The sequence below is a fragment of the Achromobacter sp. SD115 genome, assembly GCF_017355315.1.
In the GTDB taxonomy this organism is placed as follows: domain Bacteria; phylum Pseudomonadota; class Gammaproteobacteria; order Burkholderiales; family Burkholderiaceae_B; genus Achromobacter; species Achromobacter xylosoxidans_B.
Genome location: NZ_JADIJM010000018.1, coordinates 32,983 through 48,402, shown reverse-complemented (window position 1 = coordinate 48,402; position 15,420 = coordinate 32,983). Strand labels below are relative to the sequence as shown.

At 64.4% G+C, this 15,420-nt stretch carries 15 protein-coding genes; 9 read left to right on the top strand and 6 right to left on the bottom strand.

All coding sequences use genetic code 11. From position 1 onward, the window contains the following. Positions 1–58: 58 nt before the first annotated feature. Positions 59–1,042, bottom strand: a complete 984-nt coding sequence (locus IPU70_RS22955) for a tripartite tricarboxylate transporter substrate binding protein (protein WP_207470611.1) — start codon at positions 1,040–1,042, stop codon at positions 59–61. Between the two features lie 555 nt (positions 1,043–1,597). After that, positions 1,598–1,954 (bottom strand): hypothetical protein, encoded by a 357-nt coding sequence (locus IPU70_RS22950; RefSeq protein ID WP_207470609.1) that lies wholly within the window; start codon positions 1,952–1,954, stop codon positions 1,598–1,600. Positions 1,955–2,751: 797 nt separating this feature from the next. On the opposite strand from IPU70_RS22950, the gene groES reads away from it, so the two are divergent. The 3 genes from groES to IPU70_RS22935 all read left to right on the top strand — a co-directional run bounded on the left by groES (position 2,752) and on the right by IPU70_RS22935 (position 5,845). Further along, positions 2,752–3,039 carry a co-chaperone GroES gene (gene groES / locus IPU70_RS22945; RefSeq protein ID WP_006221616.1) on the top strand — a complete coding sequence of 96 codons (288 nt, stop codon included), beginning with the start codon at positions 2,752–2,754 and terminating at the stop codon, positions 3,037–3,039. A 37-nt stretch (positions 3,040–3,076) separates the two neighbouring features. Continuing rightward, a complete protein-coding gene (gene groL / locus IPU70_RS22940) occupies positions 3,077–4,717 on the top strand; it encodes a chaperonin GroEL (RefSeq protein ID WP_013396136.1) in 1,641 nt (546 codons plus the stop codon). A 201-nt stretch (positions 4,718–4,918) separates the two neighbouring features. Beyond that, positions 4,919–5,845: a YihY/virulence factor BrkB family protein gene (locus tag IPU70_RS22935; RefSeq protein WP_207470608.1), complete on the top strand. Its 927-nt coding sequence runs from the start codon at positions 4,919–4,921 to the stop codon at positions 5,843–5,845. An 11-nt stretch (positions 5,846–5,856) separates the two neighbouring features. Here the strand turns inward: IPU70_RS22935 and IPU70_RS22930 are convergent, their stop codons facing one another. Both IPU70_RS22930 and IPU70_RS22925 read right to left on the bottom strand, forming a co-directional pair. After that, positions 5,857–6,354 (bottom strand): MarR family winged helix-turn-helix transcriptional regulator, encoded by a 498-nt coding sequence (locus IPU70_RS22930; RefSeq protein WP_013396138.1) that lies wholly within the window; start codon positions 6,352–6,354, stop codon positions 5,857–5,859. A gap of 82 nt (positions 6,355–6,436) precedes the next feature. Next, the gene (locus IPU70_RS22925; protein WP_207470606.1) at positions 6,437–7,273 is read right to left on the bottom strand and encodes an AraC family transcriptional regulator; all 837 of its coding nucleotides are present in this window, start codon (positions 7,271–7,273) and stop codon (positions 6,437–6,439) included. Between the two features lie 147 nt (positions 7,274–7,420). On the opposite strand from IPU70_RS22925, the gene IPU70_RS22920 reads away from it, so the two are divergent. From IPU70_RS22920 to IPU70_RS22895, 6 genes are all read left to right on the top strand, one after another. Beyond that, on the top strand, positions 7,421–7,975 hold the full coding sequence (locus IPU70_RS22920; protein ID WP_242702652.1) for a GNAT family N-acetyltransferase: 555 nt from the start codon (positions 7,421–7,423) through the stop codon (positions 7,973–7,975). A 78-nt stretch (positions 7,976–8,053) separates the two neighbouring features. After that, positions 8,054–9,511 carry a 2-hydroxymuconic semialdehyde dehydrogenase gene (locus IPU70_RS22915; protein WP_207470604.1) on the top strand — a complete coding sequence of 486 codons (1,458 nt, stop codon included), beginning with the start codon at positions 8,054–8,056 and terminating at the stop codon, positions 9,509–9,511. Positions 9,512–9,536: 25 nt separating this feature from the next. Next, positions 9,537–9,986, top strand: a complete 450-nt coding sequence (locus tag IPU70_RS22910) for a RidA family protein (protein ID WP_207470601.1) — start codon at positions 9,537–9,539, stop codon at positions 9,984–9,986. A gap of 6 nt (positions 9,987–9,992) precedes the next feature. Continuing rightward, entirely contained in the window at positions 9,993–10,961 is a 969-nt protein-coding gene (locus IPU70_RS22905) for a LysR substrate-binding domain-containing protein (protein ID WP_207470599.1), read from the top strand. Between the two features lie 139 nt (positions 10,962–11,100). Then, positions 11,101–11,652 carry a 3-hydroxyanthranilate 3,4-dioxygenase gene (locus IPU70_RS22900; RefSeq protein WP_207470597.1) on the top strand — a complete coding sequence of 184 codons (552 nt, stop codon included), beginning with the start codon at positions 11,101–11,103 and terminating at the stop codon, positions 11,650–11,652. A 61-nt stretch (positions 11,653–11,713) separates the two neighbouring features. Beyond that, complete coding sequence (locus IPU70_RS22895) at positions 11,714–12,724, top strand: amidohydrolase family protein (RefSeq protein WP_013396145.1); 1,011 nt, start codon at positions 11,714–11,716, stop codon at positions 12,722–12,724. A gap of 28 nt (positions 12,725–12,752) precedes the next feature. Here IPU70_RS22895 and IPU70_RS22890 read toward each other — a convergent pair whose 3' ends face one another. Next, positions 12,753–13,817, bottom strand: coding sequence for an Ldh family oxidoreductase (locus IPU70_RS22890; RefSeq protein WP_207470595.1), 1,065 nt, complete (start codon positions 13,815–13,817; stop codon positions 12,753–12,755). 40 nt (positions 13,818–13,857) lie between these two features. Further along, positions 13,858–15,420: a mannitol dehydrogenase family protein gene (locus IPU70_RS22885; protein ID WP_207470593.1), complete on the bottom strand. Its 1,563-nt coding sequence runs from the start codon at positions 15,418–15,420 to the stop codon at positions 13,858–13,860.

Genomic DNA, 15,420 nt, shown 5'->3' with positions numbered 1-15,420 from the left:
GCGGTAGCCGAATCCGAGGGCATGCAGGTCGCAGGCTGAGCTTTTATCGTTGTTCTATCTACTGTTCCTTTAGCCCCAACGACCTCATCAACGGGGCGAACAATTTCTTTTCGTCCTGCACGCGCGCGGCATAGTCGGCCACGCGTAGCGGTAGCGCCTCGGCGCCCGCATCCAGAAAGCGCGCCTGGATCTCCGGCCGCGCAAGCACTTTGTTGATTTCGGCGTTCATGCGATCGACCACGTCGTCGCGGGTGCCAGCCGCGGCATACACGCCGAACAGGCTGTCCGCGAAAACACCGTCGATGCCGACCTCGGAAAAGGTTCGTATGTCGGGCGCCACGGCAGCGCGTTGCCGGCTTGCCACCGCCAGTACCTTCAGTTTGCCCGCTTGCACCATGGGAAAGACCGTGGCGGGTCCAAACGCGAAGTCGATCTGGCCCGCTGCCAAGTCTTGTATCGCCGGCGCGACGCCGCGATACGGCGCATGGGTGGCCTGCATGCCAGTAGCCTGCTTGAGCAGCTCGCCGGCCAGATGCGGCGTCGTGCCGTTTCCAGCCGAACCGTAATTGAGAGGATCGGGCCGCTTGCGCGCGTATTCCACGAATTCTTCGAGCGTATCGACGCCAAGCGAGGACCGGACAAACAGGAACAACTGGCTGTTGGCCAGCAAGGCAACCGGCCGCAGGTCTCGCTGCGGATCGAACGGCATGCTGGCGAACATCAGTGGGTTGACCGATTCGGTCGTCGATGGATTGAGCAAGAAGGTATGGTTGTCTCCACCGTTGCGCACAACCTCGGCTCCCGCCACGTTGCCGCCCGCACCGCCCCGATTCTCCACGATAACGGTCTGCTTCAAGGCCTCGGCCAAGTGCGGCTGCACCGTGCGCGCCAGCACGTCGACCAGTCCTCCGGGTGCCAGCCCAACGACCAGGCGCACAGGCTTGACGGGCCAGGCCTGAGACGACGTTTGCGCATGGCTGCCCGTCGCCCAGCCAGCCAGCGCCAGCATCATCATGACCAGACAACGTCTACGCAGCAGCATGCGATTCTCCTTATGGGGGCTCACCCCACGATCCCGCGCACGGTGCGTCACGTGCCGCACCCAGGTGAACCGCCTTGATGCCTCATCGCGGCGGCGGCCCTGCATCCGCCGCTCATTCTTCACAAAAGTTTAAGCATAAAGAATCCCGGATAACCCTAATTTTCCGGTGGCAAGCGCGGCTTATCGAGACGGCTTTAGTCCGAACAAAAAAACGGGATGACTCCAATTCGAGCCTCCCGTTCCTATTGCAGGGTTTATCGCCAAGTGGATTGGCAGCACTGGTCGCGCCAAGGCAAGGCTGGCGCCCCGGCGGCGCGATCTGGTTATGTCGGCAGGCTCACCCGTTGCTGGCGAGATCGTAAACAGTCCGCAGGCGTTGGCGCGCCTTATGTGCCGTCATCCAACCGCCAGAAATCCGCGCTGTAATCGCCACCCCTGCCCAGGTCTTGTCTCGGCGCACGACACCCGAGCGGGCGTAGTTCAATGGTAAAACGGCGGCTTCCCAAGCTCCATGCGAAGGTTAGATTCCCTTCACCCGCTCCAATCCTTCTCCTGTCACGCCACTTCCCACAACGCCGCTGTCACGCCCAGCAACAGCAGCGTCGCCGACGCGATGAACCATCGCACGGTTTTCCGGTATTCATCCTCGGCTTCATCCTCCAAACGCAAGGCGCGGTAAAGAGCAATTATCTGCAGCAGGCTGGCGAGCAACAGGGACACGCCCGGCAACACGGACAGCGCGCTCCAATCGCCCGGCGCGTCGAAGCCCCAGTAGCGCAGGAAACCCAGCGAAAAGCCCAGCAATACCGTGATGGCCGTAATCAATCCAGCCCGAAAGCCCTGGGGCAGGTCGCGTGGCCTGTGGCTGCGGGTCCGTACCAAATCGTCGTCTGGCGTTTCCGGTGTCATCATTGAGACATTCCGCACTGAGTACGCTACGGCCCACCCGCTACCGGTTTATGTGGGAGCGAAAACAGAATGCCTGCCCCGTCACTCGGGGCCAGGTTGGATTGATTATGGCTGATATCGCAGCGTACTGGGGCTGTTGCCCCCGTGTTGCAGGCCTGTGCCTTGTCGCCCTGCTTGCCGGCTGCTCGTCGACCTGGCCTAGCCCTGTTGCCCGGGTCCCGGTTTCCTAGCAATAATGCCCATCGATTTGGCTATCCCAAAGTCGCCAAAGGTGCCCGTTGCGATCAATAAGAGGCGACGATCGCCGTGCTGGTCACGGGGCTGTATCTATATCTGCCGAAGAAGCGCCGGCCTGATCGCACGCTTCAGGCCTTGCATAGGCCTTAGCTCAGCTTCTTGACCTGGGTGGCAGAACCGAAACTGGGTTAGGGTCACACCCTTGTTACATTGCAAGCTCAGTGATCAAAGTTTCATGTTCAATGAACTTCTACAGTTGACACAGGAAATCGGACCTCCAGACGTGAAATTCGGCTGGAGGCCGTGCCAGCGCTTGTATATCGAGAATTCTCGATTCCCAAACTGGATGACGAAAATCCCAAATCGGATGAATTTCGACAATTCGACAACTAATTCCAGGTGGAATGACATTCGACAGCTTCCCCAAATATGTAACAGCCACCTCCCCCCCTCTTGAACCCTAGAACATCATCCCTATAATTAGCACTCGACACCGGTGAGTGCTAACAGTGCTCCCGGGCCTAACCGATCATTCCCTTCTCTTTTAGCAACAGGAGTTCCTCATGGCCTTGCGTCCCCTGGGCGATCGCGTGATCGTCAAACGCCTCGAAAACGAGCGCAAGACTGCATCGGGCATCGTTATCCCCGACAGCGCCGCTGAAAAGCCCGACCAGGGTGAAGTCGTGGCCGTCGGCCCCGGCAAGAAGACCGAAGACGGCAAGATCCTGCCGGTCGACCTGAAGGCTGGCGACAAGGTGCTGTTCGGCAAGTACGCCGGCCAGTCCGTGAAGGTTGACGGCGAAGAGCTGCTCGTCATCCGCGAGGACGAAATCCTCGCCGTGGTCCAGTAAACCCCGCCTCAAACGAATTTTCGAAGGAAGCTAAGAAATGGCTGCCAAGCAAGTATTGTTCGGTGACGACGCCCGCGTGCGCATCGTCCGCGGCGTGAATGTTCTCGCCAACGCTGTCAAGACCACCCTGGGCCCCAAGGGTCGCAACGTCGTGCTGGAGCGCTCGTTCGGCGCCCCGACCGTGACCAAGGACGGCGTCTCCGTCGCCAAGGAAATCGAACTGAAGGACAAGTTCGAAAACATCGGCGCTCAGCTGGTCAAGGACGTTGCCTCCAAGACCTCCGACAACGCCGGTGACGGCACCACCACCGCCACCGTGCTGGCCCAGGCCATCGTTCAGGAAGGCCTGAAGTACGTTGCCGCCGGTTTCAACCCGATCGACCTGAAGCGCGGCATCGACAAGGCTGTCGCCGCCGCCGTCGCTGAACTGAAGAAGCAATCCAAGCCGGTCACGACCAGCAAGGAAATCGCCCAGGTCGGCTCGATCTCCGCCAACAGCGACACCTCCATCGGCCAGATCATCGCTGACGCGATGGACAAGGTCGGCAAGGAAGGCGTCATCACCGTCGAAGACGGCAAGTCGCTGGAAAACGAGCTGGACGTCGTCGAAGGCATGCAATTCGACCGCGGCTACCTGTCGCCCTACTTCATCAACAACCCGGACAAGCAAGTTGCCGCTCTGGAAGATCCGTTTGTCCTGATTTTCGACAAGAAGATCAGCAACATCCGTGACCTGCTGCCCGTGCTGGAACAAGTTGCCAAGTCGAGCCGTCCCCTGCTGATCATCGCGGAAGACGTCGAAGGCGAAGCCCTGGCCACCCTGGTTGTGAACAACATCCGCGGCATCCTGAAGACGACCGCCGTCAAGGCTCCTGGCTTCGGCGACCGCCGCAAGGCCATGCTGGAAGACATCGCCATCCTGACGGGCGGCACGGTGATCTCCGAAGAAACCGGCATGTCGCTGGAAAAGGCCGGCCTGGCTGAACTGGGCCAAGCCAAGCGCATCGAAGTGGGCAAGGAAAACACGACCATCATCGACGGCGCTGGCGACAGCAAGTCGATCGAAGCTCGCGTCAAGCAAGTCCGCATCCAGATCGAAGAAGCCACCTCCGACTACGACCGTGAAAAGCTGCAAGAACGCGTGGCCAAGCTGGCCGGCGGCGTTGCCGTGATTCGCGTGGGCGCTGCCACCGAAGTCGAAATGAAGGAAAAGAAGGCTCGCGTCGAAGACGCCCTGCACGCTACCCGCGCTGCAGTGGAAGAAGGCGTTGTGGCTGGCGGCGGCGTTGCTCTGCTGCGTGCCAAGCAAGCCATCACCGACCTGAAGGGCGACACGCCTGACCAGAACGCCGGCATCAAGCTGATCCTGCGCGCTGTCGAAGAGCCGCTGCGCACCATCGTCACCAACGCCGGCGAAGAAGCCAGCGTCGTGGTCAGCAACGTGCTGAACGGCAAGGGCAACTACGGCTACAACGCCGCGACCGGCGAGTACACCGACCTGGTCGAGCAAGGCGTGCTGGATCCCACCAAGGTGACCCGCACCGCCCTGCAAAACGCCGCTTCCGTCGCCAGCCTGCTGCTGACCGCCGAAGCTGCCGTGGTCGAACTGGCCGAAGACAAGCCCGCTGCTCCGGCCATGCCCGGCGGCATGGGCGGCATGGGCGGCATGGACTTCTAAGTCCCGCTACCCTTGCAAGGCCTCCCCGGCTTCGGCCGGGGAATGCAGTATCCCGAAAAACCCCCGGTCCTTCGCCCCGGGGGTTTTTCTTTTTCTGCCGCAACGCTGCCTCGCCAAAGAACACGTTTGCGCACAATCTGCGGGTTTCGCCGCAGCGCATGCGTCCCTACAATAAAGGGTCCGCAGAACGAGCCTAGCCCCATGCGTTTTTCCAAGACCCTGTTGCGTGTACTGCGCCCGGCCGAAATCGGCGGGCTGTTGATGGACTCCGCCAAGCAGTGGTCCACCCATCGCGCCTCCAGCAAGGGCGCGGCGCTGGCGCTGTACATGGTGTTTTCGCTGGCGCCCATGCTGATCCTGGTGATCGCCGTGGCGGGCGCTTTTTTTGGCGAGGATGCGGTGCGCTCGGAGCTCTTCACGCAGTTGCGCGATTTGATCGGCGACCGCGGCGCGGAAGTGATCCAGACAGTGCTGGCCAGCGCCCACGAATCGGGCGGCGGCTGGATCGCGGCGCTGATCTCGATTTTCGTGCTGATCTTCAGCGCCACCACGGCCTTCGCGGAACTCAAGGCCAGCCTGGACGAGCTGTGGGAAGTTTCCGCCAACCAGAAAAGCGGGCTGCACGGCATGGTGCGCAGCCGCGTGCTGTCGTTCGGCTTGGTGCTGGTGCTGGCGCTGTTCCTGCTGGTTTCGCTGAGCGTGAACGCGGGACTGGCCGCGGCGCGCAGCTATTACGGCGATTTGTGGACCGCGTCGTCCTTCGCGCTGGTGGCGGAGTGGATCTCCAACTTTTTTTCCTTCTCCATCGTGGTGGCGCTGTTCGCGGTGATCTTCAAGCTGCTGCCGAGCGCCAAGATTTCCTGGCCGGACGTGATACCCGGCGCGATCGTGACGGCGGCGCTGTTCCTGGTCGGCAAGTGGGGCATCGGCGTCTATCTCAGCCGTGGCGCGGCGGTGTCCGCCTACGGCGCCGCGGGATCGCTGATCGCGCTGCTGCTGTGGATCTACTATTCGGCGCAGATCTTCTTCTTTGGCGCGGTCTTCACGCGCCAGTTCGCGCTGCGCTTTGGCAGGAACAGCACGTCCGCGCCTGCGCCGCCAGACTCAACGGCCGCGCCGGACGCCTGAATCCGTCGCCGTCAGGCAGCGGCGTCGTCCTGCTGTTCCAGCCCCGCCATCAGGCGCAGGCATTTCAGGAACACCGGCCGCAGCTCCTCCGGTATCGGCGCCAGCACTTCCGCTTCCACGGCCGCGTCCTGCGGCAGGATGCGCGCCAGCAGCGCGATGCCCTCTTCGGTGATCTCCAGCGCATAGGCCCGGCCGTCCTGAGCCGAGCGCTTGCGACGCACATAGCCCTTCTTGGTCATGCGGGCGATCATTTCGGCAAAGGAATTGCGGTCCAGCGCGATCAGTTCGGCGATGCGGTTCTGGGTCGCACCGGGATTCTGGTAGACGGTGATCAGCAGCGCCTTCTGGCGCGGGGTCAGGTCTTCGTCGGGAAAGGCCTGCGCGAACAGGGCTTCGGCGCGGAAATGAGCCCGGCGCAGCAGATGGGACGCGACCTGGGTCAGATCGAACGCCTGCAAGGCCTGGGGAGCGGCCTGGTCGGCAGGGGCACGTCGGGATGTAGCGGTCATCGGGCTTCCAAGGGATGGATGTCAGCGGTCATGGCATTGTTCCGCAGTCCCATAAGATAGCTCACGTCCCTGTCAGACTTCATCATGCCCTGCCTTTCCGGTAGTCGGTCAACCCCACGCCGGTATGGCGCTTGAAGAACTTGCCCAAATAGGAGGCGTCGGCGAAATGCAGCTCCTCTGCAATCTGCTGCACGGATTTCCCGGGCTGGGTAAGGCGCTTTTTTATCTCCAGCACGACCTGCCTGTCGATCAGCGTCTTGGGCGCGTCGTTGAAGAACCTCCTGCTCAACTGCGACAGGTAGTACGGAGTGATGTGCAGCAGCCCTGCATAGAATGCCACCCCGCGCTGTTGCACGCAGTGCTCCGAGATCAGTTCCCAGAATTTCCAGCAGACCGCCTCCGATCTGCTGAAGTCATTCTGCGTACCGGCCCCAAGGCCTTCCGTCTTTTCGCAGATCCACAAGAACAGGTTTTGGACATGGTTGACGATCATGGTCCGCTTGTAGGTCCCGCACTGCTCATGGATCAGCGCGGCCTGGCCCTCCCAGGCCCTTGAATAACGTGGCGACAGCTTTTCCGCGGCGAAGAACGGCGAACGGCTCAAGAAGGAAAACAGGCTGTTGGGCAGGGCGTGCGCAATCTCCGCGGCGATCGACCGGTTCATCAAATAGCAGACGCACGAAAAGTCATCCGACTTGCGTTTGATGCGCGCGATGGAGTCTTCCGCCAGGACCAGCAGATCGTTTTTCTTCATGCGGTGTGGCTTGAAGTTCACTTCCCACTCAGCGCTACCTTCGCGGCAGATCAACACCGCCACATACGACAACGCCAAGGGGTGCCCCACCTGTCCGTCGAACCCATAGAGACCGATGCAGAAGTCTTCGAGGCCCGTATACGAGAGTTGAGAGAGAGTTTTCATTTATGCATAAATTCTAAAGGAATCCTCATAAATTCCGGCTATTTGTTTTCATAATTACCTAATCTACTCAAGACTGTCTGTTATCAATCGCGTGGGCAACTCCTAGAATTCCAGCTGTTGTTTTCATTGCTGAAAGGAAGGGAAATCATGCTGCGCACCGAACGCCTCATCTTGCGGCCCTGGCACACCGACGACGCGCCGAGCCTGTTTGAGTATGCGAGCGACGAACGGATCGGCCCCGCCGCGGGCTGGCCCCCGCATACAAGCGTCGAACATAGCCGGGAGATCATCCAGACGATTTTTTCGCGGCCACTGGCCTATGCCTTGACACTGAAGGCAGACAACACCGCCATAGGCCTGGTGGCGTTGCTCATGGGGAAGGACAGCAATTTCGACATTGCCGATGATGAAGCCGAAATCGCGTATTGGATCGGCGTGCCGTTCTGGGGCCAGGGATTGATTCCTGAAGCCGTCAGGGAACTGATGCGCCACGCGTTTGAAACGTTGAACTTCAACGCGCTATGGTGCGGCTACTTCGCCGACAACGAGAAGTCGCGCAAGGCCCAGGAAAAGTGCGGCTTCAAGCATCATCACACCGAGGAGAACAAGTTCAATCAGTTCATGAACGACTACCGGACGGAGCATGTCAGCCGGATCGGCAAAGAGGAATGGCAGGCGCTTGCGGTCCTGAAGTCCCGTTGACTTGAGGCTGGACGCTGTCTATGATCCAAAATATAGTACGTATACGTATTTATTTTGCATCCCGACCGAGCCCTGCACATGACGATCCGACAATTGCGCAACTACATCGACGGCCGTTTTGAAGACGGCGCGTCCACCTTCGACAAGCACAGCCCGGTGGACGGGCGCCTGATCGCCCAGGTCCACGAAGCCGGCCGCGACCAGGTGGACCGCGCGGTGGCGGCGGCGCACCGCGCCCTGCCGGCCTGGGCCGGACTGCCCGTGGCCGCGCGCACCGACCACCTGCTGGCGCTGGCCGACGGCATCGCGCGGCGCTTCGATGATTTCCTGCAGGCAGAGATCGGCGACACCGGCAAGCCGGTGGGCTGGGCCGGCAAGATCGACATTCCGCGCGGCGCGGCCAATTTCCGCGCCTTCGCGGAACTGGCGCGCACGCTGGACATGGAAAGCTATATGACGGACACCCCGGACGGCAGGCAGGCGCTGAACTACGCCTACCGCAAGCCGCTGGGCGTGGTGGGCGTGATTTCGCCCTGGAACCTGCCGCTGCTGCTGCTGACCTGGAAGGTGGCGCCCGCGCTGGCGTTCGGCAATACGGTGATCATGAAGCCGTCCGAAGTGACGCCGTCCACGGCCACCCTGCTGGCCGAGGTCGCGCACGAGGCCGGACTGCCGGCCGGCGTGCTGAACCTGGCACATGGCTTCGGTCCGAACTCGGCGGGCGAATTCATGACCACGCACCCGGACATTGACGGCATCACCTTCACCGGCGAATCGGCCACGGGCGCCGCCATCATGCGGGCGGTTGCCCCCGGCGTGAAGCCGGTGTCCTTCGAACTGGGCGGCAAGAACGCGGCGCTGGTGTTCGCCGACGCCGACTTCGATGCGGCCGTGGACGGCGTGACGCAATCGGTGTTCGCCAATTGCGGGCAGGTCTGCCTCTGCACCGAGCGCGTCTACGTCGAACGCCCGATCTACGAGCGCTTCGTCGCGGCGCTGGCGGCTCGGGCCGAAGCCTTGCGCATCGGCTGGCCCATGGATCCCGCCACGGAGATGGGGCCGCTGGTGTCGCGCGAACATCGCGAGAAAGTGCTGTCGTACTTTGCCTTGGCGCGCGAGGAAGGCGCGACGGTGGTGGCCGGCGGGGGCATGCCGGTATTCGGCGATGCGCGCGATGAGGGCGCCTACGTGCAGCCCACCATCTGGACCGGCCTGCCCGAGACCGCCCGCTGCATCAAGGAGGAAGTCTTCGGCCCGGTCTGCCACGTGGCGCCCTTCGATACCGAGGAAGAAGCCATCCGCCTGGCCAACGACACCCGCTATGGCCTGGCCGCGGCCGTCTGGACCCAGAATCTCACGCGCGGCCATCGGGTGGCGCAGGCGATGAAGGTCGGCCTGGCCTGGGTCAATTGCTGGTTCCTGCGCGACCTGCGCACGCCCTTCGGCGGCAGCGGCCTGTCGGGCATCGGCCGCGAGGGCGGCCGCCATTCGCTGCATTTCTATACCGAACCCACCAACGTCTGCATTAAGCTCTGACCCATCCTACGCAAAGGAAGACGCGATGAACCAGTCCCGGACAAGTCAACCCGACCAGCCCAGCGCCACCGTCGTCGCCGGCAAGGCCACGCCGCGCGGCAAGTATCCGCACATCAAGCGCGCGGGTGATTTCCTGTATGTCTCCGGCACCAGTTCGCGCCTGCCCGACAACCGCATCGCGGGCGCCGAGGTCGACGCGATGGGTACCGCCACGCTGGATATCCGGGTGCAGACGCGCGCCGTCATCGAGAACATCCGCGACATCCTGGCCACGGCCGGCGCCACGCTGACCGACGTGGTCGAGATCAGCACCTTCCTGGTCAACATGAACGACTTCGGTGGCTACAACCAGGTGTACGGCGAATACTTCGACTCCGACGGCCCGGCCCGCACCACCGTCGCGGTGCATCAACTGCCGCATCCGCAGCTGCTGATCGAGATCAAGGCCGTGGCCTACAAGCCGCAGGCGCGCTAGCGGCGCATGTCGGACTTCCGCATCACACCCAACGCGCTCAGCCGCAAGCTGAAGCTGCACCAGCTGCAGATCTTCGAGCGCGTGCTGGCATGCCGTTCGCTGTCGCGCGCCGCCAGCGAGCTGCACCTGACCCAGCCCACCGTCACCAAGGCGATCCACGAACTGGAAACCTTCTTCGGCGCCCCGCTGTTCGAGCGCTCCAACCGCGGCGTCACGCCGACGGAACTGGCCGTGGTGCTGGGCCGCCGGGTCCACGCCATGATGGCCGAGATCCGCTACATGGCCGACGACATCGACGCGGTACTGGGCGGCGCCAGCGGCCACGTGGTGGTGGGCACACTGATCGCCGCGTCCGCCAAGCTGCTGCCCGAGGCCATTGCGCGCCTGATGACCGCGCACCCCGGCATCCAGGTCAGCGTGCGCGAAGGGCCGACCTCCCAGTTGCTGCCGGCGCTGGCCACGGGCGACCTGGACATCGTGGTCGGCCGCCTGCCCGGCGCCGACATGGCGTCCATCTCCGGGGTGGCGGTGGACCATTACAAGCTGTACCGGGAGGAGCTGTGCCTGGTGGCGCGCGCTGCCCATCCCTTGGCCGGTGCGCCGGCGGCGGCGCTGGCCGAATTGGCCGGCCATATCTGGATCCTGCCCGCCCCCAGTTCGCCGCTGCGCGCCTCGATCGAGCGCAGCTTCCTGGACGCCGGCCTGCGCCTGCCGGCCCGGCATGTCGAATCGCTGTCCCTCCTGACCAACATCGGCGTGCTCATGCACAGCGACGCGTTGGCGCTGCTGCCCTACGACGCGGCCGCGCCGTTCCTGGCCACGGGCATGCTGGCCCGATTGCCCACCGACGCCTTTGGCGCATTTGGCGACGTGGGCTACTCGGTGCGGGCGGACCGCCCGCTGACGCCGGCCTGCCTGCGCCTGGTCGACTATCTGAAGCAGATCGCGGCGCAACGCGCCGAAAGCGGCGGCTGAAGATCGGCCCAGGGTTATCCCGCCATAGACAACAAGCATATCCGGCGGCGTAATTTCTATTGTGCAGGCCCGCAAGGTCCCGCCTAGACTGCGGGCTATGGGGCAGCCCCGGTCCGCCCCCTGACTCCCGGAGATCCTCATGCCCGCCTATGGCCCGCCACTGAATTTCCAGCGCTGGATAGACGATCACGCGCACCTGCTCAAGCCGCCGGTCGGCAACCAGCAGATCTGGCAGGACGCCGACTTCATCGTCACCGTGGTCGGCGGCCCGAACCATCGCACCGACTACCACGACGATCCGCTGGAAGAGTTCTTCTACCAGTTGCGCGGCAACGCCTGGCTGTCGCTGTGGGTGGACGGCAAACCGGAGCGCGTGGACCTGAAGGAAGGCGACATCTTCCTGCTGCCGCCGCACGTGCGGCATTCGCCGCAACGCCCCGAGACCGACAGCGCCTGCCTGGTCATCGAACGCCAGCGCCCGCAGGGCCTGCTGGACGGCTTCGAATGGTATTGCCCGCAATGCGGCAGCCTGGTGCATCGCGTGGAGGTGCAGCTCAAGAGCATCGTGACGGACCTGCCGCCGCTGTTCCAGGCCTTCTATTCCAGCACCGGGAAACGCACCTGTCCCGGTTGCGGCGAAATCCATCCGGGCAAGGGGCATGCGCCTGCCGCACAGACGGCTCCGGCCTAGCGCCCCGTCTGGCCTGACGATAAGCCGGCAGGCACTCGATCGACTTCTTTTCTATTTGCACATGACCCAGAAAATCGACATGCACGCGCACTTCTTCCCGCCGATCACCCGGCAGGAAGCGGCGGCGCTGGACCCCGTCAACGCGCCCTGGCTGCGGCTGGACGGCGATGGCTCCAGCGGCCAGATCATGGCGGGCGAGCGCCCCTTCCGCCCGGTGGACGCCACCTTGTGGGATCCGGCCCTGCGCCTGGAGCAGATGGACCGCAACGGCGTGGACCTGCAAATCCTGTGCGCCACGCCCATCATGTTCGGCTATTCCTACCCGGCACAGGCCGCCGCCGACTGGGCCGCCCGCATGAACGATCTGGCGTTGGAGCATTGCGCCCATGCGCCAGCGCGCCTGAAGGCGCTGGCGCAAGTGCCGCTGCAGGATCTGGACCTTGCCTGCAAGGAAGCGTCTCGGGCCCGCGCCGCCGGCCACCTGGGCGTGCAGATCGGCAACCACGTCGGCCCGCGCGACCTGGACGACGAAACCCTGGTGCAGTTCCTGATCCACTGCGCCAACAACGACATCCCGGTGCTGGTGCACCCCTGGGACATGATGACCGACGGCCGCATGAAGAAATGGATGCTGCCGTGGCTGGTCGCCATGCCCGCCGAAACCCAGCTGGGCATTCTGTCGCTGATCCTGTCCGGCGCGTTCGAACGCATTCCGCGCAGCCTGAAGCTCTGTTTCGCGCACGGCGGCGGCAGCTTCGCCTTTCTGCTGGGCCGCGTGGACAATGCCTGGCGCCATCGCGACATCATCCGCCAAGACTGTCCGCAACTGCCCTCTTCCTATACCGACCGCTTCTACACCGACAGCGCGGTGTTCGATCCGCGCGCGCTGCGCCTGCTGATCGACGTGATGGGCGAGGACCGCGTGCTGCTGGGTTCGGACTATCCCTATCCGCTGGGCGAGCAAGAAGTGGGCAAGCTGGTGACCCACGCTGGCCTGCAGCAGGAAGTGCAGCAGAAGATCCTGTGCCGCAACACGGTGGAGTTCTTCGGCCTGGAGCGGCGCGCCGGGTGACACAAACGGCCCGGGAGAACGGCCGCGATCACGCCTCAGATTGCAATGGCGCGAACGGCGGCAAGGCCACCCCCAGCCTGCCGCTCCAGTCGGCCATTTCAGCCTTCAGCGCAGGCGGCACCGGAATCCCGGTGGCTTGACGCTGCGCCTGCGAGGCCGACTCGGGATCGCCCGGCATGCGTGGCGAGCCGGGCTGCGCCGCCAGTTCGGCCGCCATGCCCGCCGCCACCGCGGCCAGCGCCGCGCCGCCTGCGAAGCGGGCGGGATCGATGGCGATGAAGAATGCCCCCAGTTCGCGCGGACGACCCAGTTGCTCGTACATGGGACCAATGTGCGGTCCGTGGGGATTGCCGTTGAGCGGCCCGCACAGCAATTCAATCATCATCGCCAGGCCGTAGCCCTTGTGGCCGTACTCGCCGCCCAAGGGCGTCAAGGCGCGGACGCGCGCAGCGTCGGTCACGTTTCGCCCCGCGGCATCCAGCGCCACGCCTGCGGGCAGCTCCGTGCCGTCGCGGCGCGCGTTCACGACGCGATTCCACGGAATTGAAGTCGTCGCCATGTCCAGGCACAACGGTTCGCCGCCTTGCCTGGGAAAGGCAAAGGACACAGGATTCGTGCCGAAATACGGTTGCCGGCCGCCGAACGGCGCGGCAATGGCGTCGGAATGCGTGAAGGCGATGCCGATCAGTCCTGCCCTGGCGGCCGCGCGCGTGTACAAGCCGATGGCCCCGCAATGCGAAGAATCGCTGACGCCGACGGCGCCCACGCCGGCCTCGCGTGCCAGCGCCATCGCGGCCTCGTTGGCGCGGTGCGCCACCACGATGCCATGGCCCCTGCCACCATGCGCCTGAGCGGTGGCAGGACCGCTCTGCTCGATACGGATGGCCGGCCGCGCCAGGATCGAGCCGTGGACGATCCGGTTCAGATAGTGCGGCAGCCGGGCGATGCCGTGCGAGTCGATGCCCCACAAGCTGGTCTGCGCCAGGCTGGACGCCAGGCAAGAGGCATCGGCATCGCAGAAATCCAGGGCCTGCAAGCAGGCCTCGCCCCATTGCCGCCACAGCGCCGCGTCCACGCTTTCCTGCCCTGCCATGCTGCGCTCCTTGTGGATGCAGGCGGCATGCCGCCTGCGGTCATGCGGCCGGCGCGGGCTGGACCGAGCCTGCCGGCGCCACATCCCGCTCCAGGGCTTCCAGCGCGCCCAGCACGCCCAGCGTCCGCAGTCGCTCCAGATGCAAGGCCAGCGCGTCGACGAAGGCGGGCTTCCTGCCCAGGTCGCCGAAAACCGGCCGGAATCCGGCCATCACCGTGGCCCGGCGATGGGCCGCCTGCGACGGCGACGAAGCCGTGGCGGCCACATCGGCGCGCGCCAGCAGTTTGGCCAGCGCCCCGGCCAGCGGATCCTGGATGGAATAGGCGTTGCCCTGTTCGTCGTAGCCACGCAGGTAGTGCAGCCACGCGGCCACGGCCATGGCCAGCCGGCTGAAATCGTCTCCCTCACGCATGCGGTCGCGGATGGCGGCCAGCAGGCGCTGGGGCACTTTCTGCGAGCCGTCCATGGCGACTTGACGCGTGCGGTGCGGCAGCGCCGGATTGGCCACGCGCGCAAGAAAGCGCGAGCGATATTCATCCAGTCCCGACTCGGGAATGCCGCGCAGCGTGGGCCCAAGCTCCAGCCGCATCATGTCGTCAACGTAGCGGCGCAGCGCTGGCGTCGCGGCGGCCTCGCTGTTGGTGCGCAGGCCCAGCATCGAACCCAGGTAGGCGAATGCGGAATGCGGCGCGTTGACCATCCGGAGCTTGAGGCGTTCATAGGGCGCGGCGTTGCGCACGAAGCTCGCGCCCGCAGCGTCCCAGGCGGGCCTGCCGGCCGCGAACTTGTCCTCGATGACCCAGTTCAGGAACGGCTCCCCAACCACCGGCCAGGCGTCCTCGAAGCCCAGGCGGTCCGCCACGCGCGCGCGGTCTTCGTCCTGCGTGCCCGGCACGATGCGGTCCACCATGGAATTTGGAAACGTGCACTGGTTGTCGATCCACGCGGTCAGGCCGACGTCGACCCGCAGCGCGAAGGCCAGCACCAGGCTGCGCAAGGTGTCGCCGTTGGCGTGCAGGTTGTCGCAGGACAGCAGCGTGACCGGCGGCAGGCCGCGCTCGCGCCGTAGCGCCAGGCCGTATACCAGCATGCCTATGGTGCTGCGCGGCCTGACCGGATATTCCAGGTCGTGCGCGATGTCCGGGTCGTCCCAGCACAGGTGGCCGGTGGACGGTTCGTGGCTGTAGCCCTTCTCGGTGACCGTCAGGCTGACGATGCGGGTCTGGGCGGAGGCGATGCGCTCCAGCACCGCCTGGGGATCCTCCTCGGCCACCACGATGCGCAGCACCGATCCGACCACCCGCAGCTGCTCCCGCGTCTGCCCATCCGGACCGGCGTCGCGCAGCGCCAGGGTGTACAGGCCGTCTTGCGGCGTCAGCGCATCGCGCGTGGCCGGACTACGCAGCGAAACGCCCACGATGCCCCAGCTCAGGTCGCCGCTGGCGGCCATGGCCAGATCGGTCACGGCCGCCTGATGGGCGCGGTGGAAGGCGCCTATGCCCAGATGCACGATGCCGGGCGTGACCCTGCTGCGGTCATACGCGGGGGATTCCACATCCTCGGGTAGATGCGACAGTGACTCCGAGTTCAAGCGTTCGAGCAT